The sequence below is a fragment of the Dehalococcoidia bacterium genome, assembly GCA_025054935.1.
In the GTDB taxonomy this organism is placed as follows: Bacteria; Chloroflexota; Dehalococcoidia; order SpSt-223; family SpSt-223; genus JANWZD01.
The window spans coordinates 102142-126246 of sequence record JANWZD010000012.1; the positions used below are offsets into that span (position 1 = coordinate 102142).

Annotated in this window: 29 protein-coding genes and 4 tRNA genes; 14 read left to right on the forward strand and 19 right to left on the reverse strand. The window is 68.0% G+C overall.

Annotated elements, in window-relative coordinates; genetic code table 11:
* Positions 1-96 precede the first annotated feature (96 nt).
* Positions 97-552, forward strand: coding sequence for a hypothetical protein (locus tag NZ773_12895; GenBank protein ID MCS6802822.1), 456 nt, complete (start codon positions 97-99; stop codon positions 550-552).
* Here the strand turns inward: NZ773_12895 and NZ773_12900 are convergent.
* Complete coding sequence (locus NZ773_12900) at positions 549-1283, reverse strand: class I SAM-dependent methyltransferase (GenBank protein MCS6802823.1); 735 nt, start codon at positions 1281-1283, stop codon at positions 549-551. The two genes, NZ773_12895 and NZ773_12900, sit on opposite strands and share 4 nt — an antisense overlap.
* A gap of 57 nt (positions 1284-1340) precedes the next feature.
* Between NZ773_12900 and NZ773_12905 the strand changes: the two genes are divergently transcribed.
* The 4 genes from NZ773_12905 (at position 1341) to NZ773_12920 (ending at position 1818) form a co-directional block, all read left to right on the forward strand.
* A tRNA-Trp gene (locus NZ773_12905) sits at positions 1341-1416 on the forward strand.
* Positions 1417-1433: 17 nt separating this feature from the next.
* Positions 1434-1515: transfer RNA gene (locus NZ773_12910), tRNA-Leu, on the forward strand.
* Between the two features lie 127 nt (positions 1516-1642).
* Positions 1643-1714 (forward strand) — tRNA-Cys (locus NZ773_12915).
* A gap of 23 nt (positions 1715-1737) precedes the next feature.
* Positions 1738-1818, forward strand: a tRNA-Leu gene (locus tag NZ773_12920).
* Positions 1819-1876: 58 nt separating this feature from the next.
* Here the strand turns inward: NZ773_12920 and NZ773_12925 are convergent.
* The gene (locus NZ773_12925) at positions 1877-2779 is read right to left on the reverse strand and encodes an amidohydrolase family protein (GenBank protein ID MCS6802824.1); all 903 of its coding nucleotides are present in this window, start codon (positions 2777-2779) and stop codon (positions 1877-1879) included.
* An 85-nt stretch (positions 2780-2864) separates the two neighbouring features.
* Between NZ773_12925 and NZ773_12930 the strand changes: the two genes are divergently transcribed.
* Genes NZ773_12930 through NZ773_12940 form a run of 3 tightly spaced genes read left to right on the forward strand, consistent with a single transcriptional unit; the run spans position 2865 to position 5829 of the window.
* Positions 2865-3971, forward strand: a complete 1107-nt coding sequence (locus NZ773_12930; GenBank protein MCS6802825.1) for a DegT/DnrJ/EryC1/StrS family aminotransferase — start codon at positions 2865-2867, stop codon at positions 3969-3971.
* A complete protein-coding gene (locus NZ773_12935; GenBank protein ID MCS6802826.1) occupies positions 3968-4948 on the forward strand; it encodes an NAD-dependent epimerase/dehydratase family protein in 981 nt (326 codons plus the stop codon). Before NZ773_12930 ends, NZ773_12935 begins: the two co-directional genes overlap by 4 nt.
* A 17-nt stretch (positions 4949-4965) precedes the next feature.
* Complete coding sequence (locus NZ773_12940) at positions 4966-5829, forward strand: class A beta-lactamase-related serine hydrolase (GenBank protein ID MCS6802827.1); 864 nt, start codon at positions 4966-4968, stop codon at positions 5827-5829.
* A 49-nt stretch (positions 5830-5878) separates the two neighbouring features.
* Here NZ773_12940 and speB read toward each other — a convergent pair whose 3' ends face one another.
* Genes speB through NZ773_12965 form a run of 5 tightly spaced genes read right to left on the reverse strand, consistent with a single transcriptional unit; the run spans position 5879 to position 9501 of the window.
* A complete protein-coding gene (gene speB / locus NZ773_12945) occupies positions 5879-6748 on the reverse strand; it encodes an agmatinase (GenBank protein MCS6802828.1) in 870 nt (289 codons plus the stop codon).
* The gene (speE, locus tag NZ773_12950; protein ID MCS6802829.1) at positions 6702-7631 is read right to left on the reverse strand and encodes a polyamine aminopropyltransferase; all 930 of its coding nucleotides are present in this window, start codon (positions 7629-7631) and stop codon (positions 6702-6704) included. The genes speB and speE overlap by 47 nt, the downstream gene beginning before the upstream one ends.
* Positions 7579-7962 carry an adenosylmethionine decarboxylase gene (gene speD / locus NZ773_12955; protein MCS6802830.1) on the reverse strand — a complete coding sequence of 128 codons (384 nt, stop codon included), beginning with the start codon at positions 7960-7962 and terminating at the stop codon, positions 7579-7581. The genes speE and speD overlap by 53 nt, the downstream gene beginning before the upstream one ends.
* Before the next feature lie 11 nt (positions 7963-7973).
* Positions 7974-8435 (reverse strand): arginine decarboxylase, pyruvoyl-dependent, encoded by a 462-nt coding sequence (locus NZ773_12960; GenBank protein ID MCS6802831.1) that lies wholly within the window; start codon positions 8433-8435, stop codon positions 7974-7976.
* Entirely contained in the window at positions 8419-9501 is a 1083-nt protein-coding gene (locus NZ773_12965) for a bis-aminopropyl spermidine synthase family protein (protein ID MCS6802832.1), read from the reverse strand. Before NZ773_12965 ends, NZ773_12960 begins: the two co-directional genes overlap by 17 nt.
* 336 nt (positions 9502-9837) lie before the next feature.
* On the opposite strand from NZ773_12965, the gene NZ773_12970 reads away from it, so the two are divergent.
* Positions 9838-10476, forward strand: coding sequence for a hypothetical protein (locus tag NZ773_12970; protein MCS6802833.1), 639 nt, complete (start codon positions 9838-9840; stop codon positions 10474-10476).
* On the opposite strand, the gene NZ773_12975 is transcribed toward NZ773_12970, so the two are convergent.
* The 8 genes from NZ773_12975 to NZ773_13010 all read right to left on the reverse strand — a co-directional run bounded on the left by NZ773_12975 (position 10425) and on the right by NZ773_13010 (position 17168).
* Positions 10425-11390, reverse strand: a complete 966-nt coding sequence (locus NZ773_12975; protein MCS6802834.1) for a class I SAM-dependent methyltransferase — start codon at positions 11388-11390, stop codon at positions 10425-10427. The two genes, NZ773_12970 and NZ773_12975, sit on opposite strands and share 52 nt — an antisense overlap.
* 134 nt (positions 11391-11524) lie before the next feature.
* On the reverse strand, positions 11525-11923 hold the full coding sequence (locus NZ773_12980) for a hypothetical protein (GenBank protein MCS6802835.1): 399 nt from the start codon (positions 11921-11923) through the stop codon (positions 11525-11527).
* Between the two features lie 9 nt (positions 11924-11932).
* Entirely contained in the window at positions 11933-12286 is a 354-nt protein-coding gene (locus NZ773_12985; protein ID MCS6802836.1) for a hypothetical protein, read from the reverse strand.
* A 133-nt stretch (positions 12287-12419) separates the two neighbouring features.
* Positions 12420-13418 carry an asparaginase gene (locus NZ773_12990; protein MCS6802837.1) on the reverse strand — a complete coding sequence of 333 codons (999 nt, stop codon included), beginning with the start codon at positions 13416-13418 and terminating at the stop codon, positions 12420-12422.
* A 12-nt stretch (positions 13419-13430) separates the two neighbouring features.
* Complete coding sequence (locus tag NZ773_12995) at positions 13431-14051, reverse strand: hypothetical protein (protein MCS6802838.1); 621 nt, start codon at positions 14049-14051, stop codon at positions 13431-13433.
* Positions 14052-14166: 115 nt separating this feature from the next.
* Complete coding sequence (locus NZ773_13000; GenBank protein ID MCS6802839.1) at positions 14167-14904, reverse strand: PAS domain-containing protein; 738 nt, start codon at positions 14902-14904, stop codon at positions 14167-14169.
* 209 nt (positions 14905-15113) lie between these two features.
* Positions 15114-16259, reverse strand: coding sequence for a cobalamin-independent methionine synthase II family protein (locus NZ773_13005; protein MCS6802840.1), 1146 nt, complete (start codon positions 16257-16259; stop codon positions 15114-15116).
* Between the two features lie 51 nt (positions 16260-16310).
* Positions 16311-17168, reverse strand: a complete 858-nt coding sequence (locus tag NZ773_13010) for an alpha/beta hydrolase (protein ID MCS6802841.1) — start codon at positions 17166-17168, stop codon at positions 16311-16313.
* Between NZ773_13010 and NZ773_13015 the strand changes: the two genes are divergently transcribed.
* Both NZ773_13015 and NZ773_13020 read left to right on the forward strand, forming a co-directional pair.
* A complete protein-coding gene (locus NZ773_13015) occupies positions 17161-17358 on the forward strand; it encodes a hypothetical protein (GenBank protein MCS6802842.1) in 198 nt (65 codons plus the stop codon). The two genes, NZ773_13010 and NZ773_13015, sit on opposite strands and share 8 nt — an antisense overlap.
* Positions 17359-17385: 27 nt before the next feature.
* The gene (locus tag NZ773_13020) at positions 17386-17697 is read left to right on the forward strand and encodes a DCC1-like thiol-disulfide oxidoreductase family protein (protein MCS6802843.1); all 312 of its coding nucleotides are present in this window, start codon (positions 17386-17388) and stop codon (positions 17695-17697) included.
* A gap of 56 nt (positions 17698-17753) precedes the next feature.
* Here NZ773_13020 and NZ773_13025 read toward each other — a convergent pair whose 3' ends face one another.
* The 4 genes from NZ773_13025 to NZ773_13040 form a co-directional block, all read right to left on the reverse strand.
* Positions 17754-18875: an ABC transporter ATP-binding protein gene (locus NZ773_13025; GenBank protein ID MCS6802844.1), complete on the reverse strand. Its 1122-nt coding sequence runs from the start codon at positions 18873-18875 to the stop codon at positions 17754-17756.
* Positions 18872-19546, reverse strand: coding sequence for a molybdate ABC transporter permease subunit (modB, locus tag NZ773_13030; protein ID MCS6802845.1), 675 nt, complete (start codon positions 19544-19546; stop codon positions 18872-18874). The genes NZ773_13025 and modB overlap by 4 nt, the downstream gene beginning before the upstream one ends.
* A complete protein-coding gene (modA, locus tag NZ773_13035; protein ID MCS6802846.1) occupies positions 19546-20340 on the reverse strand; it encodes a molybdate ABC transporter substrate-binding protein in 795 nt (264 codons plus the stop codon). Before modA ends, modB begins: the two co-directional genes overlap by 1 nt.
* A gap of 102 nt (positions 20341-20442) precedes the next feature.
* Positions 20443-21558, reverse strand: a complete 1116-nt coding sequence (locus NZ773_13040) for a helix-turn-helix domain-containing protein (protein MCS6802847.1) — start codon at positions 21556-21558, stop codon at positions 20443-20445.
* Positions 21559-21723: 165 nt separating this feature from the next.
* On the opposite strand from NZ773_13040, the gene NZ773_13045 reads away from it, so the two are divergent.
* Genes NZ773_13045 through NZ773_13055 form a run of 3 tightly spaced genes read left to right on the forward strand, consistent with a single transcriptional unit; the run spans position 21724 to position 24022 of the window.
* Entirely contained in the window at positions 21724-22554 is an 831-nt protein-coding gene (locus NZ773_13045) for an enoyl-CoA hydratase-related protein (GenBank protein MCS6802848.1), read from the forward strand.
* Positions 22524-23333, forward strand: a complete 810-nt coding sequence (locus tag NZ773_13050; GenBank protein ID MCS6802849.1) for an enoyl-CoA hydratase/isomerase family protein — start codon at positions 22524-22526, stop codon at positions 23331-23333. Before NZ773_13045 ends, NZ773_13050 begins: the two co-directional genes overlap by 31 nt.
* Complete coding sequence (locus tag NZ773_13055; GenBank protein ID MCS6802850.1) at positions 23333-24022, forward strand: enoyl-CoA hydratase/isomerase family protein; 690 nt, start codon at positions 23333-23335, stop codon at positions 24020-24022. The genes NZ773_13050 and NZ773_13055 overlap by 1 nt, the downstream gene beginning before the upstream one ends.
* The last annotated feature ends 83 nt before the right edge of the window (positions 24023-24105 follow it).

Genomic DNA, 24105 nt, shown 5'->3' on the forward strand with positions numbered 1-24105 from the left:
GTCAGGGCTGACACACCGCACTAAGTTTCCGCGCTGCGCGACAATCAATCGGCGGCGTGTCTCCTCCCGTCTCACTTCGCTGTTCGGAGACCAGCAGTGTTCGACGCTCTTGTCGCGCTTCACAACGTTTTGCGCTGGGTTGTCGTGGCAGCAGCCGTCATCGCGCTCGTCAACGCGTTTGCCGGCTGGTTCGGCAATCGCCCTTGGACTGCGCGCGACCGCCGTCTGGGCGCATTCTTCGCTATCTCAATGGATGTCCAAGTCGCGCTTGGGCTGATCCTCTGGGTTCGCTTCGTTCTCACCCTTCCCGGCGGATTCGAGGCGGCGATGGGGGAGGGAGCGCTGCGCTTCTTCGCCCTCGAGCATCTGGTGGGAATGATCGTGGCCCTCGTCCTCATCCATGCTGGCCAGATCCTCGGGCGGCGCGCAGCAAGCGACCGCGGGCAATTCCGCCTGAACGCGCTCTTCTTTCTGGTCGCCACCCTCGTCATCCTCGCCGCAATCCCGTGGCCGGGGCTGCGCTACGGACGAAGCCTCTGGCCCGTGCTCTAGCGTCGGGCAACCCAGAGGCGGCAGGGCGCGCTGAATGCCACGACCGCGGCCGGCTCGTCGACGAGGTCTGGCCGCCAGTGATCTTCAACCCAGCGGAGCCCCGCCTCAGCCAAGCACGCGAGCACTTCGGCGCGGTCGGGAATGTGGAGAAAGGTCTCGGCGCCTTCGTGCTCGAAGAGCAGTCCCCCGAATTCCGGAAGGCGCGGGTCGCGCTTTCCCTTCCGCCAACGACGCGCCTCGGCGCGCCAGAACCCCGGCTCGGGCTCGAAGCGCTCCCGGTCATGGGTTGTGAACAGGAAGACGCCGTCCGGCCGGAGCACTCGTCGCGTCTCCGCCAGCGCCCGGATGCGGCGATCGCGGCCAGGGATCTGCATCAGGCCGTTGAACGAGAAGATCGCGCCGTCGAACGACTCGTCGGGGAAGGGCAGGTCGAGCGCATCGGCGACGGTAAACCGGAGCGGGTATCCTGCCGCTGCGGCGAGCTGCCGGGCCGCCGCGATAAGCCGAGGCGAGAGATCGACCCCCTCGACCCGGCGATAGCCGAGCCGCGCCAGGCCGATCGTTGTCCGGCCGGCGCCGCAGCCGAGGTCGAGGATCCGGTCGGAGGGGCGGAGCCACCGCTCGATGAGGAGCTGCTCCGAGCGCCACAGCCCAACCGCGACGGCGCGGACGGCGAAGCGGACGGGGCCATCCTCTTCGTAGGAGCGGCGAACGAAGGCGGTATCGAGCATCTCCTCCCTGGTTGAAGCGTGGCAGAGCAGCTTGATATACTTGTGCGCACGAGCTAAACGAGTGTAGCTCAGTTGGTAGAGCAGCGGTCTCCAAAACCGCCGGTCGGGGGTTCGAGTCCCTCCACTCGTGCCAGCCGGTCCGGCTGTGATGCCCAGGTGGTGGAATAGGCAGACACGCCGTCTTGAGGGGGCGGTGCCGAAAGGCGTATGAGTTCAAATCTCATCCTGGGCACCGACGGGAGATCGCAAGGGCGGGAGAAAGCGCTCCCGCCCTTTTTCGTCGGCCGAGGGCAGGCGTCTAGCGAGGCGGGGGGGCGGTGTGGTACGATGCGTGCAGAGCGTGGGCATGCCCAGTCGCTGGCGACGTAGCCAAGTGGTAAGGCAGCGGTCTGCAAAACCGCGATTCACCGGTTCGAATCCGGTCGTCGCCTCCTGATCCGGTCTTTTCTTGCCTGGGACAGTGGTGGAATGGCAGACACAGCGGGCTTAAACCCCGCAGCCGCAAGGCGTGCGAGTTCGAGTCTCGCCTGTCCCACCTGCTGGTGCAGCCCCTCCCCCCCTTCTCGACCCGCCTTCTTCTTCCCTCACCGGCATCATGCTGTCGGCTGAGCCGGCGGCGCGGCGAGACGGGACTGCAGCTTTCCCTCGAGCTGGTACAGCTTCACCGCATTGTCGCGCAGGAACTTGCGCTTCGGCTCTGGACGGAGCCCGAGCTGGTCGATCTCGGCGCGAGCGCGCTCTGGGTCGATGACCGGGAAATCGGTGCCGAACAGCACTTTCTCTTGCCCCCAGCTATCGATGTAGCGCACCAAGGCCGGGTCCCAGTGTTTGGGCGCATACGCATCCGACCCGATGTAGACGTTCGGATGCTTATAGGCCATCGCGATCATCTCCTCCGTCCACGGCCAGCCGATGTGGATGCCGACGATCTTCAGCTCCGGGAAGTCGCACGCGACGGCGTCGAGCGTGATCGGGCGGCCGACACTCCGCAGCGGACGGTCGGCGCTATAGCGCAGGCAGTTGCCGACTTGGATCTGGATCGGCACATTCAGTTCGCAGCACTTAGCGTAGAATGGGTAATAGCGTGCGTGGTCCGGGGGCAGCTCGAACCAGTGCGGATAGAGATGCGCCCCGACGAAGCCGAGCTCCTTCACGGCCCATTCGAGCTGGCGGACGCCGGTCATCCCTTCGGTCGGGTCGATCCCGGCCAGTCCCGAAAATCGGTCCGGATATCGGGCGACAAGCTCGGCGACTTTCTCGTAGGGGAGGCGGAAGCTCGTTGGATGCCACGCTGGCCCCGCTTTCGTCGCCACGAGCAGGGCGTGCGCGATCCCGGCGCGGTCCATCTTCTCGAGAAAGGCGTCAATGCTGATCCCGGCGAGGGTGGTGGCGCTCACGCCGATCTTCTCGCCGAAGAAGCTGCGGCTCCAGCTTGGCCGAAGGGCGACAATCTCCGGCGTGTAGGGGTTCACCACGATATCAATTGCGTCGTCCATCTCATTCTCCTGCTGGCCAGAATGATGGCCGGTTGGCCATGCTGCTGCCCACGTTCTACACTCTGAGCCGCACTTCGGAGCGCCCATGATTCTCTGCGCGAACCCGAAAGCGCAGTATCTTGCGCACCGGGACGAGATCGATACGGCGATCCGCCTAGCGCTCGAAAGCGGCCGCTATATCCTCGGTGAACAGGTGGCCGCATTCGAGGCAGAATTTGCCGCCTATCTCGGCGCGGCCTATGCGGTCGGCTGCGGCAGCGGCACGGAGGCGCTGCGGCTCGCCCTCGGCGCGCTCGGGATCGGCCCTGGCGATGAGGTCATTACGGTCTCCCATACTGCGGTCGCCACCGTCGCCGCGATCGAGCTGGCGGGCGCAACGCCCGTGCTCGTCGATATTGACCCCCAGTTCTATACGCTTGACCCGGCGCGGCTGGAGGCGGCGATCACGCCGCGAACGAAAGCGATCATGCCGGTGCATCTCTACGGCCAGCCGGCCGACATGACCGCCATCGCCGCGGTCGCGCGCCGCTATGGCTTGCGGGTCATCGAAGACTGTGCCCAAGCCCATGGCGCCTGCTGGGGAGGCCGTCGGGTGGGAGGGCTCGGCGACGCCGCCTGCTTCAGCTTCTATCCGACCAAAAACCTCGGCGCGCTCGGCGATGGCGGCATGCTCGTGACCAACGACGAGGAGATCGCGAAGGAAGCGCGGCTGTTGCGCGAATACGGGTGGGCCGACCGGTATGTCTCGCACCGCGCGGGGTGGAACAGCCGCCTCGACGAACTGCAGGCGGCGATCCTCCGCGTCAAGCTGCGCTACCTCGACGCCGATAACCTCCGCCGCCGCGCCATCGCCGACCGCTACGACCGTGAGCTGGCCGACCTCGGCGTCGCGCTCCCGGCTCGGCGCCCCGGCGCCGCTCACGTCTTTCATCTCTATGTCATTCGTCACCCGGAGCGGGATCGCCTGCTCGAGTTCTGCCGTCGTCACGGCATCGCGCCGGGCGTCCATTATCCGGTGCCGGTGCATCTCCAGCCGGCGTACCGCGGGCGTCTCCCCGGCGCGGATCAACTGCCGGAGACGGAGCGCGCCGCCCGGGAAGTACTCTCTCTGCCGATGTACCCGGAACTGACGGAGGACGAAGTGGCGAGCGTAATCGCGACGGTGCGCGCCTTCGCCGCAGAGCTGCGATGACTTTCGCGGGCAAGCGCGTTCTGATCACGGGGGGGCTCGGCTTCATCGGCGCCAACCTCGCTATGCGGCTCGTCGAGCTTGGCGCCGAGGTGACCGCGGTCGACTCGCTTATTCCGCAGTACGGCGGCAATCTGTTCAACGTCGACCCGATTAAAGACCGGATCCGAGTGAACATCTCGGACGTTCGCGATGAATACAGCATGGCCTATTTGGTCCAGGGCCAGCACTACCTGTTTAACCTCGCCGGCCAGACCAGTCACCTCGACTCGATGCTCGACCCCTACACCGACCTAGAGATCAACTGTCGCGCGCAGCTCTCCATCCTCGAGGCGTGCCGCAAGCACAATCCCGAGGTTAAGATCGTGTTCGCCAGCACGCGCCAGATTTACGGGAAGCCGGAGTATCTCCCCGTCGACGAGCGCCATCCGCTCCGTCCGGTCGATGTCAACGGCATCAACAAGATGGCCGGCGAGTGGTATCACATCCTCTACAACAATGTCTACGGTCTCCGCGCTACCTCGCTGCGGCTGACCAACACCTACGGCCCGCGCATGCGGATCAAAGACGCGCGCCAGACCTTTCTCGGGATTTGGATCCGGCGCCTGATCGAGGGCCAGCCGATCGAGGTGTTTGGGGACGGCGAACAGCTCCGTGACTTCAATTATGTCGACGATGTGGTCGACGCACTCCTCTTGGCGGCCGAGCGTGAGGAAGCGAACGGCGGGGTCTTCAATCTCGGCGCTGGCGATTGGCTCTCGCTGAAAGCGCTCGCCGCGCTGCTCATTCGGCTCAATGGCGCCGGCGAGTATCGCATCGTTCCCTTCCCTGAAGACCGGAAGGTGATCGATATCGGCGATTACTACGCTGACTTTCGCCGCGTCAAGCAGGCGCTCGGCTGGTCGCCGAAGGTGCCGCTTGAAGAGGGGCTGCGGCGCACTCTCGCCTATTATCATCAGCACTGGCGGCATTACGTCTAATCACGCGGAGCAGAGTGATGCGGCTGCTTGCCGGTTGCGCGCTTCTCCTGCTGCTCTTCGCCGGCAGTGCGGCAGCGCAGGAGCGTCTTGTGCCGCCGATGCCCAGCCGCCATGACGAGGAGCTTGCCCTCCTCCTCTCCTCCCTCATTCGCGACGAACCGGCGGTCTATGGCATCGCGGTCAAGCATCTGCTCACGGGGCAGCGCGCTGCAGTAAACGGCGACCGCGTGTTCGAGGCGGCCAGCCTCTACAAGCTGGCGGTCATGGTCGAGCTCTATGCGCAGAATGCCGAAGGCGAGGTCGACCTCGATGCGGAATTGCCGGCGTGGACTATCGTCGGCTATGACGCAGCCGGCGCCCCCATCTATGGTGAGCCGACAACGTACAGCGCTCGTGAAGCGATGATCGACATGATCACGCTGAGCGACAATGAGGCGGCACACTTTCTGCTTTTCCGGCTCGGCCCAAGCCGCATCAATCAGCGCATGGCGGCGCTCGGCTTTCCAAATACGACCGTCGATTGGGATACCGCGACGACGCCGAATGAGATCCTCGCGATGCTCGAGCAGATGGCGACCGGCCAGCTCGTCAGCCGCGAGGCGAGCGCTGAGATGATCGACGTTCTGCTCGGGCAGCGCGTGAACGACCGCATTCCGATCGGGCTGCCGCCGAATGTCCCCGTTGCGCATAAGACGGGCAATCTGCCGGGGATGGCGCACGATGCGGGCATTATCTATGCCCCCAGCGGCCCATTCGTCCTCGTCATCATGACCGATGACCTGTGGGACACCGCTCGCGGATATGCGGTTATCCACGAGCTGACCCGGCAGGTATATCGCTATTTCGAGCACCGCCCGGCGCCGATCAGCAGAACACCCTAATGCGCTCTCAGCAAAAGGCGCTTCGCGCGAATAAGGGGAGCGGCGCCGGCTACGCGTCGTGCTGCGCGAAAAGCAGGATGCTCTCGCGCACCAGCTTGGCGGCGGCGACTGCGGCAATGCCGGCGGGGTCGATGGCGGGGAGCACCTCGACGACGTCGAGGGCGACAACCGTGAGGCCGCGAAGCGAGAGCAGAAAGCGGTGCAGCTCGCGGAAGGAGGGGCCGCCGGGCTCCGGGCAGCCCGTGCCGGGGGCGGCCGAGGGGTCGAGCACGTCAATGTCGATCGTGAGGTAGATTGGAACCCGCTCGAGCACACCGCGCGCTCCCGCGGGCAGGCTCAGCTCGGGCGAGGCGTGGAGCAACTCCTGCGCGTAGCGCCACTCGGGGGCCGTGCCCGACCGTCCCCCGACCTGCGCGACTCGCCGCGGGCCGATTTCGTCGCAGATGCGGCGCAGAACAGTTGCGTGGCAGACGCTCTCCCCAGCGTAGCGGTCGATCAGGTCGAGATGAGCGTCGACGGCAAGAAGATGCAGGTCGGGATAGCGGGGGAGCAGGCCGCGCACTGCCCCGAGCGTCAGCGTGTGCTCGCCGCCGAGCAGCACCGGCAGCGCCCCGGCGGCGGCGATCGTGCCGACCTGCTCCGCGATTGCGGCGAGGGCGGCATCCATCCCGAGGCCATCGAGCGGGAGGTCGCCTAGGTCGGCAAGAGCGAGCGCGTCGAGATCGCGGTCGAGGGCCGGGCTGTAGGTCTCGAGGCTGTCCGAAATGGCGCGGATGGCGGCAGGACCGGCAGCGGTGCCGGGTCGGTACGACTCGGTCAGGTCCAGCGGAACGCCGAGGATCGCCACATCCGGCCGTGTCCAGCCGGGACGGCTAGCGAGAAACGGTCGCGGTGCGGGGGAGGAGGCCGACAGCATCATCCTGGTCACTGGCGAGACTGCGGGCGAGGTCTGCGGGCAGGGCGAACGCCGCCAGGTGGATTTCCGGGGTGTAGTAGCGCGTGGGGATACTTTCCAGCCGGCGGGCGATCTGAGCGCGTGACACCGAGGCGAGGTCGAAGCCGTTTGTCGCGGCGAGGAAGCTCCAGATCACGCCGGGGTAGGACGGAATGCTCGCCAAGTACGGCGCGACGACGGGAAAAACGCGGCGCAGCTGGCGCGCCGCGCTGCCCAGCTCTGCCCCCATTAGGAGCGGTGAGCCGCTCTGCGTAACGAACACGCCGCCTGCCGCAAGCGCCCGGAAGACGGAGCGGTAGAACGCCTCGCTGAAAAGCGCTTCTGCCGGACCGACCGGGTCGGTGGAGTCGACAAGGATGGCATCGAACTGCTCCTCGGTCTCGGCAAGATAGCGCGCGCCGTCCCCGATGATCAGCTCGGCGCGCGGGTCGTCGAAGGCGCCGGCTGCGATCTCGGGCAGGTATCGCCGGCAGACCTCCACCACTGCCGCATCCAGCTCGACTTGGATAGCGCGCTCGACGGTCGGGTGCTCGAGGACACGCCGAAGCGCGCCGCCGTCGCCGCCGCCGATGATCAGCACCCGCCGCGGCGCCGGCAGGGCGCAGAGGGCCGGATGGACGAGCATCTCGTGGTAGATGTGCTCATCGACAGTCGAGGTCTGGATCGCCCCCTCGAGGATGAGGGTCGTTCCGAGAAGCTCCGTTTCGATCACCTGGATCGATTGGTGCGGCGACCGGCCGCGGTAGATCTCGCGGCGGACGCGGTAGCCCTGCCGATAGCCGTGGAGCGGCGCTTCAGCGAACCAGTGTTCCCGCGGGAACACGGGCTCGGGTGTCGACAATTCCACGCTTCATCTCCATGACTTGAACGTGCCCGGGCGCGAAATAGCGCTGGAGCACTGGCGCCACTTCTTCTGGGCGCACTTTTTTGCCGCAAGTGAAGACATCCACCGCCGCATAGCCCAATTCGGGCCAGGTGTGGATCAAGATGTGCGACTCCGAGATCACCGCAACGCCGGTAACCCCTTGCGGCGTGAAGGGATGAATGAACAACTCGAGCAGCGTCGCGCCGCATGCCTCGGTTGCTTCAATGAGCGCGCACCGCACGGCCTCGACCGAGTCGAGGTTCTCGTTACAGCCCCACATCTCCATGATGAGGTGGCGACCAACACTTTCCATCGGTACCCCCCTTACCAGAGCATGACGGCTGCAACCGTGCAGCCATGCCGTTCCACGCGATGCTCGCACGACTCTAGGATGAGCTCGTGCAAATCCAGCCCGCGGCGCGCGAACGCCTCTTCGACCTGCTGCCGGACGATCCGCTCAGCCTCAGCCGCTGTCATCGCGCCGGCATGCTCGAAGATGACGCCGTACTGGTCCTTCGACCGCCCGATCCCGACGCAGCTTGCGATCACTTGGCCCGGAGTGGCGCTTTCTGCGACCGAATAGACCACGGGGGCGAGGGTCCCTTCGACCAGATGGCTCGGCCGCTCATACATCCGCTGCGCGCCTTTCGGCAAGATGCTGCTCACTCGGATCAGGTTCAGGTTGCCCATTCCTGCTGCGAGGAGCGCATTGTCGAAGGCGTTCAGTTCGGTGCCGCCCTCAGCGGCGCCGGAGGTGACCCAGTACCGCTCAGGAACTTGCCACATCGGAATCCCTCTTGGTGTGGAGTAGGCTCTCCGCGCCGACGTAGAGGGTCGCCTCATCGACCGGCGCGGCGGCGAGGACCGAGTCCTCGAATGTTTCGATCCGGTAGAGCGACGACCGGTACCAGTGCGTGAGCGGCGGCCGACGGAGCGGCGGCAGGTCGTCGCGCACGCTGCCCACGAGATAGTCCCAGTTCTCGTAGGTGCTGAAGTCGCGAACGATGTCGGTGATCGCAACCCGGTAATAGCCGGTCAGCCGCGCCTGAAGGGCGCGCCAATTGCGGAACGACGACTCAATGACCGTCATCCCGAAGTAGCCGGCACAGCCGGCACCGCGCAGCGACTCTAGGCCGCGACCAATGAACAGTTCGAGGCCGGCGAGCGTATCGGGCGGGTCGGTGAAAAAGGTATGGAAGGCGCCCGCGAGCGAAGATGGAAGAGGGTCGCGCAGGTCAACGGTGAGAACGTCGAGGGCCAAGCGCTCAGCCGCTGCCACCTGCCGGATGAACTCATTCAGCCGCTCATCGATCTCGACGACCACCACGCGGTTCGGCAGGCCGGTCAGCGCGGCTGCGATCCCGATCAGGTCGTCGTCGCCGAGGACGATCAGGTCGCGCCCGGCGAGATCCCCGCGGTCGGCAAAGGCGGCGAGGCGCGCAAAGACGGTGTCTGTCGTGACGTAGGCTTGGTCGTAGACGGCAATGGGACGGGGACGTCCCTCCGCGATAGCGTCAAAGCGGCGGCGCGCCTCGGCAAGCTGCTCGTCGCTGACGCCGCGCCCAGCGCAGGCGGCGCAGCGCAGCGAGGGCGGCGGAACCGCGTTCCGCTCGGCGGCAAGCGCTCGTCCTCGTTCAGTGAGCGCGATCGACGTCTCTCCGACGTCGGCGAGCCCGTCGGCAGCGAGCACCCGCACCGTCTCGACAACTTGGTTGAACGGACACTTCGCGAGATCCACCGCCTGCCAGATGTCGGCCGCAGCCGGGAGGGCGGCCAGGATCCGCTCGATATCCCGTTCTGTCGTCGGGATCGCGGTTCGTTCGCTGACAAGGGCAGCTAGCCGGGCATACAATCGTTCTCCCCCTCAGGAGGCCGGAGCTCCTCACCCCTAACCCGCACCGAGGCGCGCGGCGTCATCGGTTCACCCCGACGGCGCCGGAAAGGGCCTGTTTGGGTTGGTACGCCCTTTGCGGGCGCATCCCCGACACGACAAAACCCCCGGCTCACTGGACGAAGCTGGCGGAACAGCCGCGCCCGGCCAACCGAGGGCCTTGAGGTCAGGACCACCATTATATAGCGAGCCCGGCGCGTTCGCAAATCGGGCGACGGCAAGGCGTGGCGGCGCCGGCAGACGAGGAGCGCTCCGAGCGGAGGGAAGCGCGCTCGCCTGCCCCCGAGCGGCGAACTGGTGACCGGTGCGGCGGAGGCGCCTCCTCAGCTCCGGCGCAGATCGCGATCGCGCGGCAGCGAAGCGTCGCATGCCAAGCTGCGAGCAGAGGCGCTGCATCGCCGGCTGGTGCGCGCGCCGCAGTCAGGAGCGGTCGGCAAGTGCGCTCACTCGCGGAATGCGAAGGCCGAAGGGCAGCGCCGCAAGAAGGTGTTCCGCTTTTCGCGCGGCCGTCGGGCCGGCTGGTGCATCCTCGCCGGCCGCGCGGCGCGAGGAGAGCGCACCCTCCCGCCCTTCGACGCCGGCGGCCAGCGGGAGGCCCTTGCCGCCGGCGTGCTCCTTAATCTGCGTTCCGAAGCGCAGCGGCCTGCGGTGCTGGCGCGCGCACTTCCGGCCAGGGGCGCGTGGGCATGCGGCGATGTGCCGCGCCGGCCCGAGGACCCGGTTCCTTCCGGCCAGGGGCGCGTGGGCATGCGCCTCACCCCCCTTCTGGCGCTTGGCGTTGGACAAGGCCGGCGCCGAAGAAAAAGGGACGGCGCCGGCTCCGGCACCGCCCCGCTCTCCTGCCGGAAGAAGCCGATTTGCGGACTGTTGCGCTCAGCCGTCCCTTACGGCTTCATGCCGGTGATCACCATGCAGTCCCACGGGCCACCCGGATAGCCGGGCGCAATCTGCTGCCAGCCGTTGATCCGGTTGATATTGACGAAGCCCATGGCCCGCAGGTGCTGCTCGAGGTTCAGCTTCATGTACTCGCCGAGGAACGGCTCTGGCCCTTTCGCGCGCTCAACACGCGCTCGGCGCGCCTCTTCCGTCTCGTCGTAGATGACATCAATGCACGAGAACCGCCCGCCGGGCCGCAGCAGCCGCTTCATCTCGGCAACGATCTTCTGCGCTTCCGGCTGCGGCTGCTCGTGGAGGACGTAGCTCTCGTTGACGATGTCGAACGAATTGTCCGGGAAGCTCGTCGCGCCGGCATGCTGGGCGTAGAAGAAGGCGTTCTTGACCCCACGCCGCGCTGCCCAGCCGCGAGCGAAGCGGATGAAGTGCGAGCCGAGGTCGATCCCGATCACCTCCGCATCGGGGAACAGCTCAGCGAGCGCGATCGTCGAGGGGCCGACGCCGCAGCCCATGTCGAGGATGCGCTTCGGGCGCTCATGGGCGTAGATCCGCTCGAACAGCGGCTTGACCCGCTCCGGCTGGGTGAACGTGAAGTAGTTGTTGCCGACGTAGTAGGTGCGCACCCATTTCGGGTCCCAGAGCGGGGTGTAGTGGATCGGCGTCTTCAGCCAGTGCATGGGGCGCTCGAAGGGCGGCGCGCCGGGCGGCAGGACGTCCGAGTCATCGGCAGGGCCGTCGAACGCCGGCATGCTGTTCACCCACTCCATCAAGATCGGGATCGCCCGCCGCGCGTCCGTCCACACCAACCGCATCAGCCACTGCTCGTAGGGCGTCTCCTCGTCGTAGACATTTTCCATGGTGATGACCGGCTTCTCTGGCGGGTGCTCGAGGTCGACTGCCGCCATGCGGGCGCGCCCGGCTTCTTCCTGAGGACCGCGAAATTCTGTTGTGGCCATGTCCCCTCCTTGTCGATCGGTCGGTGATCGACAAGGAGAGATTATAGAAAATATCCTGTCGATCGCCAGTGCGGCCTCTTTCGCCGCAGCGGGGACGAACCGCGGCGCAAACTGCGATCCCGGGTCGCCGGCCGTCAGCGAATGGTTGTTGTCGGCCGCGGCGTCGGGAAGAGCAGCGCGCCAAGAGCTGCTTGGAGCGCGCCGCCAACCACAAGGGCGATCAGAACGGCGACCGCCCACTGTCTCGTCACGGCGAACGTGGCGGCCAAGAGAGCAAGCGCAATCGGCGGAAAGAGCGCGTAGAACAGGAAGCGGCGGAAGGTGGGCGTCTCGATGAGGTGATATGCCGCGTCGGCGACGAGGTAGGCGGCGAGCGCGAACGCAAAGAACGCGATCTCAGCGATCGGCACCACACTCTGGACGAGAAACCCGGCGAGGAGCCCGACCACAATGCCACCGATCACGAAGTAGCGCTGGCGCGGAGCGCGCCGCCGCGGTATCGCCGGGGAAGGGACGTCGGGCCTGCGAGACATCGTTCCCTCCTACTCGTTGGCAGCTGACGGCGGGGTCGCGGGCGGCGGACTGAGTGCTTCGGGGCGGACGACGATCTCGCGATGCTCCGGCTGCGGGGACGAAGCCGCCGCGGGGCGCCCGGACGCGAGCGCGGCGAGCGCCGCTTCAATCTCCCGCAGCGCGCGCTCGATTGCCGGCTTGGCTGCCTCCCAGCGGCCATTGACCTCGTCCCGGAGCGCGGCTATCCGCCGCCGAGCATCCTCGACCCTCGCGTGAAGCCCGGGTTCGCGCTCCTCGAGAGCGGCCCGCGCTTGCGCTACCAGCCGATCGATCGCAGCGCCAAGCTGCCGCAGCTGCTCCTCGAACGGTCCCGATTGCTCCATCGTGCCTCTCCGGGGGACGGTATCTCCGGAAGTACTTTTATCTCTTCTCCGTCAAAAACGCCTCTGCCGATCGGCCTCTTCTTGCGAGCCGTTCGTCCCGCGCCTGGTCGAGCGCTCCTCAGGCGAGGGAAGATCAGCCGCGGCCGAGGGCGCGCAGGGCACGGGCCGGCTGGATTGCGCCAACCGGCGCGCCGTCTCGATCGTACAAACGGTGGAGGGGGCCGAAGGCTGCGAGGCTGGGCGGCAGCGCCCCGGCGTCGAGCACGCCAAGCGCGATCAGGGCTCCCATTGTCGCGGGACCGACAGCGCGTCCGGCGGGGTCGCCGTCGCGCACCTTCAGGGCGAGCCCCGTCCCATCGGCAAGGCCGAGCGCGAAAAATCCTTCCGCGCCGCGCTTCGCGACCAGCCCAGGAACCGCAGCCATCAGCGCGCTGTCGAGGAAGCCGCGGCTGCCGCCCACAAGCTCGGGATGGCAGCGCATCGCCGCGCCGATCCGCGCCAGCGCCTCTGCGAACGGTCCGGTCGGCCGGGCGAGCTGGCCGAACGCTCGCGCCACTGTCTCGACCGGCAGGGCGTAGGCAGGCGCGTTGCAGCCGTCTGTCGCGACCCCGCGGATGGCATCGGCGCCGAACATCTCCTCGAGTGCCCGCCGAATCGCGCGCTGCGCAGGATGCTGCGGGTGCAGGTAGCCGTCGAGCGGCGCGCCGAGAAGGCGGGCAAGGGCGAGCATCCCGGCATGCTTGCCCGAGCAGGTGTGGGCGAGCGCGCGTGGCGGCTGGTCGCTCGGCGGCGCGCCCGGCAGCCGGTTCGGCCGGGCGGTGCCGCAGCCCAGCGCTTCGGGCGGCGCGCCGATCTTCTCGAGGATGCCGGCGACAGCGGCGAGGTGGCGCTCTTCACCGGCGTGGCTGGCGCAGATGACGGCGAGCTCTTCCTCGGTCAGCCCGAAGCGCTCGCTGCCCCCTGCGGCGACGAGCGCCAGCGCCTGAAACGGCTTCAGCGATGACCGCGGGAAGGTGACGAGCCGCCGCTCGCCCGCCGAGCAGACTGTTCCCTCGGGGCGGCTGACAACGACGACGCCGGCGTGAACACTCTCAACGATGCCCCCGCGCGTTACCTCGACAAGACGGGCCATTGCGCGCTTCGCTCATCCGAACGGGCGGGAGGGGTAGTCACTCAGCAGCCGAACGGCGCCGCTGAAAGCGCTCCGTTTCAGGCCTTGAATGGCCGGCGGCACGTCAGCGGTGATGCGGGAGTTGCCCACCGCGGTGACGGCGGCGGTATCGCGGTATTCGCTGACCAGCAGAAAGGTCGTATCGTCTGTCCGAAGCAGCCGGGAGGCGACAGTTCCATCCTGCGCCATGAAGCGGTCTTGGATGGTCTTGGCGACGCTCACGAACATCTCGACAAGCGTCGCGGGAACCTCCCAGCGGACGATGCTGACAAAGCCGCTTTCGTAGGTGAAGTTGTCGATGTCGCGGAGCGCCTCGGCCCAGGCACGGGTCAGGGTGCCGGGAAGGATGGGGCGGGCAAGCTCCTGCTGAACCTCCTTCGGAACAGCAGCCATCAGCCGAGTAAACTCAGCCCGGTCACGGTAGCGGATGAGCGTGAGGACATGATCCGGGTCATCCTGAGCGACAGCCAGCCGAAAGAACATCACCCGATCGCGATAGGGCGCTAGGCTGCGCCACGCGCGGTCGGCAGCGGCAAGGAACGCTGCCCCAGCACCGGGCTGCACGCGCCGCGTTTCGATGAGATAGAGGCTCATCGCCAGTCGCTCGCCTCGTTGTGGAGCGCGGTCAGGATGGATGCATAGTAGCGGATGCGCTGCCGCGTTGCCTGCGGGTTCGGCGCTCGCTGGCGCTTATATCGCAATGGGACTGCTACCGCGCGGGAGACGACTCTTCTGGGGTGAGCGAGGCAGCAAGGTCGAGCGCCGGCCCGACCGGCGTGTCCGTCAGCGCGACCCGAACGACGCGCTGCAGCTGCGCGATCTGCCAGGAGGCCTCAAACAGGGCTTCGATCGCCGGCTGGACGATCGTCGGCTCGACCCCGTGGGCGTGCGCCAATTCGAGCGCTGCGGTCGCCACGGCAAAGGCGTTGTTGACGGAGTCGGCCACCTGACGCGCTGTCGCCATCACCCCTTCGAGCCGCGCTTGGGAGACGAGCAGCCGTTCCCGGGCGCAGGCCGCTTCCTGCTGCTCCGTAACATCGAGCGCGTAGCCAAAAATCTCGACGACCTTCCCCTCGCGGTCGTACTGCCGATGGGTGATCCAATTCAGCCAGCGGTATGACCCGTCGCGGTGACGAAAGCGGAAGATACGGTTGGTCGACGGCACGCGCTGCGCGGTCGCCGCTCGCGTTGCGTCGAGCACTGCGGGCGCTTCCTCCGGATGCAGATGCTCCTGCCAGAAATTCGGCCGGCCGACAATCTCCTCCGGCGAATAGCCGATCAGCCGCTCGACGTTCGGGCTCACCGCCGTGATCACGCCGACGCGTCCGCGGAAGAAGACGAGCGGACTCTCGGCAAGGATATCCACTGCGAGCCAGTTGGGAAGGAGCGCGCCATCGCCAGCCATCTCGTTTGCCTGCCATACCGTGATGTCGGACCGTCCCGGCACTAGTCGGAGGATCTCAACCTCATTATGTGGCTTATCAACAGAACGAAGCACTGCGCTGCATTTGGTGCAGACCCGTGCCGGCTGCCTCCGGCTGTCCGTCGCGCTGCCGACGGTCTCCTCGCCCTCCGTCTCGCCGGAATTGATCTGCCCGTCGCAACGAGAGGGTCATACGAGGGTCCATGATTTTGCGCAAGCAGTTCTGCGCAGAGTTACCACAGGGCGCGGCTGGCGAGCGCCGCTCCGTCCCGCAGCGCTCGGAACTTCGCCCACGCGACCGAGGGGACAACCGGCGCGCCCGCTGCCCCGGTCGAAAAGCCGCAGTCCGCTCCGGCGATAACGTTCTCGCGGCCCACCAGCCGCGCAAAGCGGAGGATGCGCTCGGCGACAAGCTCGGGGTGCTCGACGAAATTGGTCGTGGAGTCAAGCACGCCGGGGATCAGCACCTTGCCCTCCGGCAGGCGCACCTCCTCCCAGAGACGCCACTCGTGTTCGTGGCGCGGATTTGCCGCCTCAAAGGAGATGAAATTCGGCCGCGCTGCCAGCACGATGTCGATGATGTCGCGCAAGGGAATGTCCTTGTGGTGCGGCCCCTCGTAGTTTCCCCAGCAGAGGTGCATGCGCAGGTGGTCCGGCGGGATGTCGGCGAGCGCCCAGTTCATCGCTTCGACATGCATCGCCGCGATCCGCCGGAACTCTTCCAGCGGGATCGTCGGAAATTGGAGGTTGCGGCCAAGCGCGAGGTCAGGGCAGTCGATCTGAAGGGTGATGCCTGCCCGATGGATAGCAGCGTATTCTTCCTTCATTGCGGCAGCGAGCGCCCAGATATAGTCCTCGTGGCTGGGGTAGTACTGGTTCGGCAGGAAGACGGCGATGACGCCCGGCGCGGCTGCGGTCATGAACGAATCGACCGCGCCCGAGCCTGGCAGCGCGGCGAGGAAGTTGTCGATGTCGCGCTGAAGGTCGGCGTGCCCGCGGTAGGCGATCGGTCCGGCGCAGGCCGGCCGCGGCGCCGCCGGCGTCGCTAGCGCGTGGCGGCGCAGGTTTTCGGTGTACTCCGGGAAGTCGGCGAGGTCGGCCGCGACGCCGATTGTCCCGGTGCCCGTGAAGCCGGTGAGGCGGTCCTTGGCGTAGCCGACGTAGGACGGCTTGCTCATTTCGCCGTCCGAGACGATATCGATCCCGTTCGCTACTTGGGTCCGAACGATGTCGTGAACGGCCTGCCGCACAAGGGTCTCGAAGCGCGCTTCGTCGATCGGCGCGCCGCGGTCCTTCTCGAGGATGAGCGGGATCAGTTCGGCTGGTCGCGGAAGGCTGCCGGTGTGGGTGGTCAGAATGCGCTCGGTGCTGCGCTGCATTGCGTCCTCCGCCGTGATCGGCGGGAGGCTACGCACCGCCCGCCGGCGCTGTCAAGGACGCGGCAGCCCGTCCAGCCAGGCGATGACTGCATCGCTCACCTTCGCTGCCGAGCCGGGCCGGGTGAAAAAGTGGTCGACGTCCTCGAGGACGACGTGACGGTGGAGCGGGTGCGGTGCCAGCCGCTGAAGGTCCTCGAACTGGCCGGCCATATGGTACGCCATCAGCCCGTCATCCAGCCCGCAGTCGATCCGCAGCACGGGAACGCGAATGCCCTGCGCCCACTGAGCGAGGTTGTAGCGTTCGCCGCCGTACTTGTCGAGCCAGCTCGCGGCGGCGAAGGGCTGCGCGGTTGGGAAGGCGGCCTCGAACAGGTCGTTCGGACGTCCGGCGGCGACCAGCGCCTCTGCCTGACGCTTCGTCGCGCGGTACTGCTCGGCCCACGGAGATGCCTCGTACCGCGAGGCGGAGAAGCGCGGCCCGGCGAGCGCAATCACCGCCGCGAGCGCCGGATGGGGGTCGTGCGCGGCGTAGTAGGTCGCCTTCGTGCAGCCGAGACTGTGGCCGTAGAGCGCAATCCGCTGGGAGCCGCGGTCGACAAGATGCTGGAGTGCAGCGGTGAAGTCATAGCGGCAGTCGTCGAGGATCTCATAAGCGGCGCCCAGCAGTCCGTTCCGTCCGCGGAAGGCGAGGTCGTGGCCGCGCGTGCTGATGGTGAGCGCGGGGTAGCCCGCCGCCGCGAGCGCTTGGGCGACGTCCGTGAGCGTCGGATGCCAGAAGTTCGTGCCGGTGCCGCCGTTCAGGATGACGGCGTCGATCGCCGCCCCCCGCTTCTCTCCCGTCGGCGCAAAGAAGCCAACCGGCAGGGAGATGCCGTCCTCCGTTGTGATCAGCTGCAGGTCGATGAGCATCGCGCTCCTCCGTGCTGGTCTGCGCTGCGCATCGTACCTCGCTCCCGCCTCGCCGGCCATCGCCAGTTGCGCCCGCGAGGTTGTCCTCTCTGGAAACGGCAGCTGTCGCCGCGCGGCGCGCTCGCGCCGCAGCGCGGTATGCTTCGGTCCGATGGACGAGCGGGACTGGCTGCTGATCGACGGCGGCTGAGGCTTCTGACGCCGCGCTGCTGCCTGGGTGCAGCGGCAGGACCGCCGTGGGCGGTTCCGGATTGTTCCCTATCAAGACGCGCCGTCACCCCCCATGACGCCGGCGCTCCGCGCTGCCTGCGCGCGGGCAGTGCACGTTGTCACTGCCGACGGCCGAACGCTCCGCGCTGGCCGTGCCACGCTCTATGTTCTCGCCGCGATCGGCTTTCGCCGTCTTGCCTCGCTGCTCTCGCTGCCGCCGCTCCTTCCCGTCGTCGAGCTCGCCTATCGGATTGTCGCGAATAACCGGCCGCTCTTTGGCCGTCTCTTGTTCACCAAAGAGACGCCGCTCGAGCGGTGACCGGCTTGCGCGCGAACTGCGCCGCTTGCCGCGGGGGGCAGGGCGCGCGCTCGCTGTCACGGCGACTGTCCGTCCGGTCTCACCGGCAGGATCTGCACTGCCGCGGCGGGGATCGTGAACGCGATCGTCTCTCCCAGTCGCTTTGCCGCGCGCTCCCAGCTGATCCGAGGCACTTCGATTTCGAGGTCGTAGTCGCGCTCGGGCGTCAGCCGCGGGCCGGCGAGCCGCACGGAGAGCACAACGGCGTTCCGCTCGACGACGGCATCGACGATCGTCCCCTCCGCCGCGGTGCTGTGCTCGTCCGCTGCCGGCGGGTCTACCGCGATCGCGTCGCTGCGAACGCACACCCACACCGGCGCGCCCGGTGCCGGCCCCGGCTCGGCAGTCCGGGCGATCACGCGCCGCTCGCCGACGCACGCGCAGACAGCCGCGCCCTCAACCCGCTCGACCTGCCCGCGCCAGATATTGCGGACGCCGGTCAGTTCGGCGACGCGGACATCGCGGAAGCGCCGCAGCAGTTCCTCAGGCGCGCCCACCTGCAGAACCTGTCCGGCGTCGATTACGGCGACCCGGTCGCCGAGAACGAGGGCCTCGGAAAGGTCGTGCGTGACGAAGAGGGTCGGCACCGCGAAGCGCCGCTGCAGGCTCCGCAGGGCCCGCCGCAGCTCGATCCGGGTCGGGGCGTCGAGTGCCGAGAGCGGCTCGTCGAGCAGCAGCGCCTCGGGACGGATGGCGAGCGCGCGCGCCAAGGCGACGCGCTGCTGCTGGCCGCCGGACAGCTGGGAGGGGCGGCGGCTGGCGAGCTCTGTCAGGCCGGTCAGTTCGAGCAGCTCATCGACCCGGCGGCGGAGCTCCGCTCGGGGCACGCCGCGCAGTCCGAAGGCGACGTTCTCGACGACCGTGAGATGCGGGAAGAGGGCGTAGTTTTGGGGCACATAGCCGACGCGGCGCGCTTGCGGCGGGAGGAAAATCCCCGCCCTGCTGTCGTAGACAACCCGGCCGTTGAGGACGATGCGTCCGTCCGTCGGCCGCAGCAGCCCGGCGACGGCCCGCAGCGTCATCGACTTGCCGGCGCCTGATCGCCCAAGGAGGACGAGCACCTCGCGGTCGGCGGACAGAGCGATGTCGAGCTGAAACCCCGCCAGCTGGTGGCGGATGCTCACCTCCAGCGCGGTCATGGCGGCGACGCGACCAGCTTGCGCGAGACGGTCTGGACGGCGGCGAGGAGCGCGATCGAGAAGACCGACAGGATGGCGACGAGGAGGGCGGCGAGCTCAAGGTCGTTCGCCTGCACCGCGTCGTAGATCGCGATCGAGAGGGTTTGGGTCTTGCCGGGGATGTTGCCGGCGACCATCAGGGTGGCGCCGAAATCGCCGATGGCGCGGGCGAAGGCGAGCAGCGTCCCCCCCACAATGCCCTGCCAAGCGAGCGGAAAGGTCACCAGCCAGAACACCTCCCATTCCGACCGGCCGAGCGTGCGGGCGACCTGCTCGAGGCTGACATCGACCGCTTCGAACGCCGCGCGGCTGGCTTGGGCAACAAACGGAAAGGAGGCGATGGCTGAGGCGATCACCGCGCCCCGCCAGCTGAAGACGAGCGGGATCCCGAGCGCCTCGAAGATCGAGCCGATGACGGTGCCGCGGCCGAGGAGAACGAGCAGATAATAGCCGAGCACCGTCGGGGGCAGGATGAGCGGCGCGGCGACGAGAGCGCTCAGCACCTCGCGCCCGGGGATGCGCCGCCGCGCCAAGCACCAGCCGACCGCGACGCCGGCCACGAAGTTGAGCAGCGTCGCCAGCAGCGACACCTGGATTGAGAGAAGCAGCGGGAACCAATCGATCGCGCGCATCAGGGGCTCGCCGGCGGCTCGAAGCCGTAGCGCCCGAGGAGCGCTTGGCCCTCGGGGCTCATCACGAGGCTGACGAAGGCGCGTGCGTCTGCCTCGCTGCGCGTCCGCCGCAGGATCGCGAGCGCCTGATCGAGCGGGCGGTGGAGCTCCTGCGGTACCAGCGTCCAGCGGAGCTGGGTCGGAATGACCAGCGCAACGGCAACAATGCCCGCGTCCGCTTGGCCGGTCTGGACATACTGCATCGCCTGCTGGACATTCTCTCCGTACACCAGCCGCGGCCGAAGCGTGCCCCACAGCCCGAGCGCCTCGAGTGCGTCTTGGGCGGCAACGCCGTAGGGCGCATGCTCAGGGTTCGCGATCGCGATGTAGCGGATCGAGGGAGCGGTCAGGTCGCTCAGGGCGCTGACCGGCAGGTTCAGGGCTGGGCTGGTGACCAGCGCTAGCCGTCCGCGGGCGTAGCGCTGCTCTGTTCCCGCCACGGTGTGGCCGCCGCGCTTCAGCCGCTCGATGAACGCCTCGTTCGCAGCGAGGAAGACGTCGAACGGCGCGCCCTGCTCGATCTGCTGCGTCAGCTGCCCGGTCGACCCGAAGGTGAGGGTCGCTGCCTGCCCGGTCTGCTCCTGGTAGAGGCGCGCGATCTCGGCCAGCGCCGGCCGCAGGTCGGCCGCTGCCGCCACCTGGAGCGCCCGCTCACGCTGCGCCTGCTGCTGCACTGTCGCGGCGAAGGTGAGGGCGAGGGTCGCGATCACAACGCCAAGCGCCATCCCGCCGGCGATCAGCATCCGCCGCTCCATCTCACGGTCTCCCGGGGCCGCCCTGAAACGCGTCTCGACTGCTGCGCCCGCGGTGAGCGGGCGAGCGCGCCTCTCTCCGCAGAGGGGCCGGCGGACGCGCGGTCACGGGCGGCCGTTCGCCGGCCCTGCCACCTCGGCGAGCAGGGTGCCGAGCTGATCGACCTCGTAGCCGGGCAGGGCGCGCAGTTCCTCCCGCAGTGGGCCGCTCTGCAGAAGGTCGAGCAGGAGCGCGATAGCGGGGTGGTCGAGATGGTCGCGCGGGATCGTCAGGTCGAACTGGGCTTCGGCCAGCGGCACAAACTCGAGGCCGAACGCGTCTGCCGTGGCCCGCAGGGCGATCCCGGCGTCGGCGCTTCCCGCTGCCACTGCCCGCGCCACGTCAAGGTGGCTTGAGACGACGCGCTCATAGCCGAGCACCGCTGTCGCCGGCGCGCCGAGCGCGGCGAGCCGATCGTCCAGCAGCGCCCGACTGCCCGAGCCTGCTTCTCGATTGACAATCCGGACGCCCGTTCCCACCAGGTCGGCGACCGCGCGCAGTCCCTTGGGATTGCCCGGCGCGACCACCAGCCCCAGTTCCCAGCGGGCGTAGCGCACGACGATGCCGCCGGTCGCGGCGAGAGCGCGCTCGGCGTGCGGCAGATTGAACGCTCCGGCAGCGGGATCCCACAGGTGCGAGCCCGCAACGTGGGCTTCTCCGGCGGCAACCGCTGCGAGCGCTGCCTCGCTCGGAGCCGGGAACCAGAGCAGCCGACGGTCGGCATGGTTGCGGGCAGCGTGGGCGCAGACGATCGAGAGGCTCGGGTCGCAGCCGACGAGGACGGCCGTCCGCTCAAGCTGCGCGCGGGGCGCGAGCAGGCGGATGCGCGCGGAGTGGCCGCCGGGCGCAAGGAGACCGTCGGCGGGGGCGAACCCGTCGAGCACGTCGCGGCCGGCCGCAAGCGAGTAGCCGACCCACTGCTCGCGCACCCGGGCCACCGCAAGACGGCTTCCTCGCCCTGGCGCGACTGCGGAGAGGCGCAGTCGGCCTACCTCGCTCAGCTCAGGCTCGGCGAAGAGATCTTCCACTCGGCAGCGAAGCACCTGGGCAAGCCGCAGCGCGACAGCGGTGTTCGGCACCGCGCGGCCCGTCTCGATCGCGTTCATCGCTTGGCGCGACAGCCCAACGCGCTCGGCGAGCGCCTGCTGCGACAAGCCGGCCTGCAGCCGCGCCGCGCGCACTCGGTTTTCCAAGCTGCTCGAATTCCGCCGTCCGATCGCCGCCTCCTCGCTGCACGATTGTCGTTTATTACAGTCAAAGCGTCAAGTTTGCCTGACGTCATCGCGCTGATCCTCACCGCTCGGCACAAGCTTGTATACTGACCGCATCACCGTCGAGGGGGCGCCGTGGAATTTGAGACACTGCGCTACGAGAAGCGCGATCACATCGCGACGATCACGCTCAATCGTCCCGAGCGAGGCAACGCCCTGAACGGTCAGCTGCACCGCGAGCTCTGGGCTGTTTGGAACGACTTTCGCTTCGATGGCGACAGCTGGGTCGCCATTCTCACCGGGGCGGGCGACAGTTTCTGCGTCGGCGAGGATGTCGACGAGATCGCCGAGGCACTGCGCCGCGATGACGTGCCGGAGCGCTACCGCGAGCCGCGCGACGGCCGCCGGTGGGGCTTCCGGTATGAGCATTATCGGCGGCGCAAGCTGAATGTCTGGAAGCCGGTCATCGTCGCGGTCAACGGCCCCTGCCGGGGGACGGGGCTCGTTCTGGTCGGCCAGGGCGATGTCATTCTCGCTTCTGAGACGGCGACCTTTTCGCTGCCCGAGGTGTCGCTCGGTCTCGTCCCGGTCGAGGGGGCGCTCTACCTCGCCGACCGGATGCCCCTCGGGGCAGTGCTGCGGCTGGCGCTGCTCGGCGAGGCGGAGGAGCTTTCCGCTGCCCGGGCGCACGAGCTCGGGCTGGTGAGCGAAGTGCTGCCCGCCGCGGCGCTGCTTGAGCGCGCGCGGACGGTTGCAGCCACCATCAACGACCAAGCGGGCGACGCTGTCCGAGCGATGACGACGACGATGCACGCCCGGCGCGATTTCGGCTACGACGACGCGCTGGTGCTCGGCTACGAATATCATGAGCGCTTTGAGAACGTCGAGAACATGCTCGAAGGCCCCCGCGCCTTCACCGAGAAGCGCAAGCCGGCATGGACGATCCGGCCGCCGAGGATGGGATGATGCCGCAGTTCCAAACGCTGCTCTATGAAGAGCAGGACGGGATCGCGATCCTGACGCTCAACCGGCCCGAGCGGCTGAACGCGCTCGACAGCGTCCTCCATCGCGAGCTGTACCAAGCGTGGGAGCACATCCTGAAGGACGATTCGCTCCGGGTTGCCGTTCTGACCGGCGCCGGGCGGGCGTTCTGCTCCGGCGCGGACTTGCGTGAGCGCGGAGAGGCGCGCCAGCGCGGCGAAGTGATCGAGCGCGAAAAACGTCAGCCGAATCTGCTTCCAGTTCGGCTGGAGTTGACCGGCTCTTTCCCCGACAACAACATGTGGCTCGAGTTCGACAAGCCGATAGTTGCAGCGGTCAATGGGCTGGTCGTCGGCGCAGGCACGATGCTGCTCGGCGCGGTCGATGTGCTCGTCGCCTCGGAAAAAGCGTACGTCGCCGATGCCCATGTCACCTACGCCGGCTGGCCGGGCACCGGCGAGGCGCTCGACATCACTGACAAGATGCCGTGGGGCGAAGTGTTCCGCATTGCCACCGAGGGGATCTCTTTCCGCATTCAGGGACCGCGCGCCTACCGGCTCGGCTTCTACTGCGAGATGGTGCCTGACGACCAAGTGCTGCCGCGCGCGCTTGAGATCGCCCGTCTGATTGCGCGTCAGCCGCCAGAGGTCGTGCGGGCGCTCCGCCGGGTCGCCCAGCGCAGCCGCGATCTCGGCCTGCGCGACGCGCTGGTGTACGGCCGGCTAGAAGCGCGGCGGCTGCGCGAATTGGCGGAGGAGGCGTAATGCTCGACGTGCAGATCGACGGCGCGATCGCGACCCTGACCCTGCGGGGCCCGAACGGCAACCGCCTCGACGTTGAGACGGCTCACGCGCTCGCCGCCGCCTGGCGGCAGGTCGGGGCGGATGCGACAGTGCGCTGCATCATCCTCACCGGCGCCGGCGATGCCTTCTGCGCCGGCAGCGACGGCGACGTGCCCCTCTCCCTCGACCCGGCCGACTACGACGTGTGGACGCCAGTCGTGGTTGCGGTTAATGGGCGCTGCGCTGGGGCGGGACTGCGCTTCGTCGGCCAGGGCGACATCATTCTCGCCGCCGAAAGCGCAGTCTTCGCCGGCGCGCCGCTCGCTGCGGGCCTGCCCGTCGAAGACTTCCTTTATCAGCGCCGGCGCTTGCCGCTGCCGCTCGCTGAACTGCTCATTCTCGCTGGCGGCGCGTGGACGATCGACGCGGCGCGCGCCTACGAGGTCGGCTGGGTGTCGGAGGTGGTGCCGGCTGAGCAGCTGCTGCCGCGCGCGCGCCAACTCGCTGAAGCCGTCGCCCGCAACGACCCGACGGCTGTCCGCCGGACGAAGGAGATCCTCGTCCGCAGCCGCGACCTCTTCTTGCGCGACGCTGTCGAGCAGGCCCGCGCCGCGGTCGTTCCGCTCGCGCGCAATCGAGCGGCGCGCCGAGCGATCCTCGAGCGGGCGTAGCGCCTTCTGCCGTCGGGTGCTCTGCGGCTGCGGGGCGCGTCGGGAGCAGGCGCCTCGCGGCCGGGGTTGCCGCGCCGGCTTGC

Bases quoted from the DNA above. Each gene is read 5' to 3' on its own strand.
- speD (MCS6802830.1), bottom strand. From the start codon at position 7,962: ATGGAAAGTGTTGGTCGCCACCTCATCATGGAGATGTGGGGCTGTAAC.
- NZ773_12985 (MCS6802836.1), bottom strand. From the start codon at position 12,286: ATGGAGCAATCGGGACCGTTCGAGGAGCAGCTGCGGCAGCTTGGCGCT.
- NZ773_13015 (MCS6802842.1), top strand. From the start codon at position 17,161: ATGAGCATCGCGCTCCTCCGTGCTGGTCTGCGCTGCGCATCGTACCTC.
- NZ773_12930 (MCS6802825.1), top strand. From the start codon at position 2,865: ATGATTCTCTGCGCGAACCCGAAAGCGCAGTATCTTGCGCACCGGGAC.
- NZ773_12940 (MCS6802827.1), top strand. From the start codon at position 4,966: ATGCGGCTGCTTGCCGGTTGCGCGCTTCTCCTGCTGCTCTTCGCCGGC.
- NZ773_13025 (MCS6802844.1), bottom strand. From the start codon at position 18,875: ATGACCGCGCTGGAGGTGAGCATCCGCCACCAGCTGGCGGGGTTTCAG.
- NZ773_12900 (MCS6802823.1), bottom strand. From the start codon at position 1,283: ATGCTCGATACCGCCTTCGTTCGCCGCTCCTACGAAGAGGATGGCCCC.
- NZ773_12980 (MCS6802835.1), bottom strand. From the start codon at position 11,923: ATGTCTCGCAGGCCCGACGTCCCTTCCCCGGCGATACCGCGGCGGCGC.
- NZ773_12975 (MCS6802834.1), bottom strand. From the start codon at position 11,390: ATGGCCACAACAGAATTTCGCGGTCCTCAGGAAGAAGCCGGGCGCGCC.
- NZ773_12935 (MCS6802826.1), top strand. From the start codon at position 3,968: ATGACTTTCGCGGGCAAGCGCGTTCTGATCACGGGGGGGCTCGGCTTC.
- NZ773_13005 (MCS6802840.1), bottom strand. From the start codon at position 16,259: ATGCAGCGCAGCACCGAGCGCATTCTGACCACCCACACCGGCAGCCTT.
- speB (MCS6802828.1), bottom strand. From the start codon at position 6,748: ATGATGCTGTCGGCCTCCTCCCCCGCACCGCGACCGTTTCTCGCTAGC.
- NZ773_13050 (MCS6802849.1), top strand. From the start codon at position 22,524: ATGGACGATCCGGCCGCCGAGGATGGGATGATGCCGCAGTTCCAAACG.
- NZ773_13010 (MCS6802841.1), bottom strand. From the start codon at position 17,168: ATGCTCATCGACCTGCAGCTGATCACAACGGAGGACGGCATCTCCCTG.
- modA (MCS6802846.1), bottom strand. From the start codon at position 20,340: ATGGAGCGGCGGATGCTGATCGCCGGCGGGATGGCGCTTGGCGTTGTG.
- modB (MCS6802845.1), bottom strand. From the start codon at position 19,546: ATGCGCGCGATCGATTGGTTCCCGCTGCTTCTCTCAATCCAGGTGTCG.
- NZ773_12960 (MCS6802831.1), bottom strand. From the start codon at position 8,435: ATGTGGCAAGTTCCTGAGCGGTACTGGGTCACCTCCGGCGCCGCTGAG.
- NZ773_12990 (MCS6802837.1), bottom strand. From the start codon at position 13,418: ATGGCCCGTCTTGTCGAGGTAACGCGCGGGGGCATCGTTGAGAGTGTT.
- NZ773_13055 (MCS6802850.1), top strand. From the start codon at position 23,333: ATGCTCGACGTGCAGATCGACGGCGCGATCGCGACCCTGACCCTGCGG.
- NZ773_12925 (MCS6802824.1), bottom strand. From the start codon at position 2,779: ATGGACGACGCAATTGATATCGTGGTGAACCCCTACACGCCGGAGATT.
- NZ773_12995 (MCS6802838.1), bottom strand. From the start codon at position 14,051: ATGAGCCTCTATCTCATCGAAACGCGGCGCGTGCAGCCCGGTGCTGGG.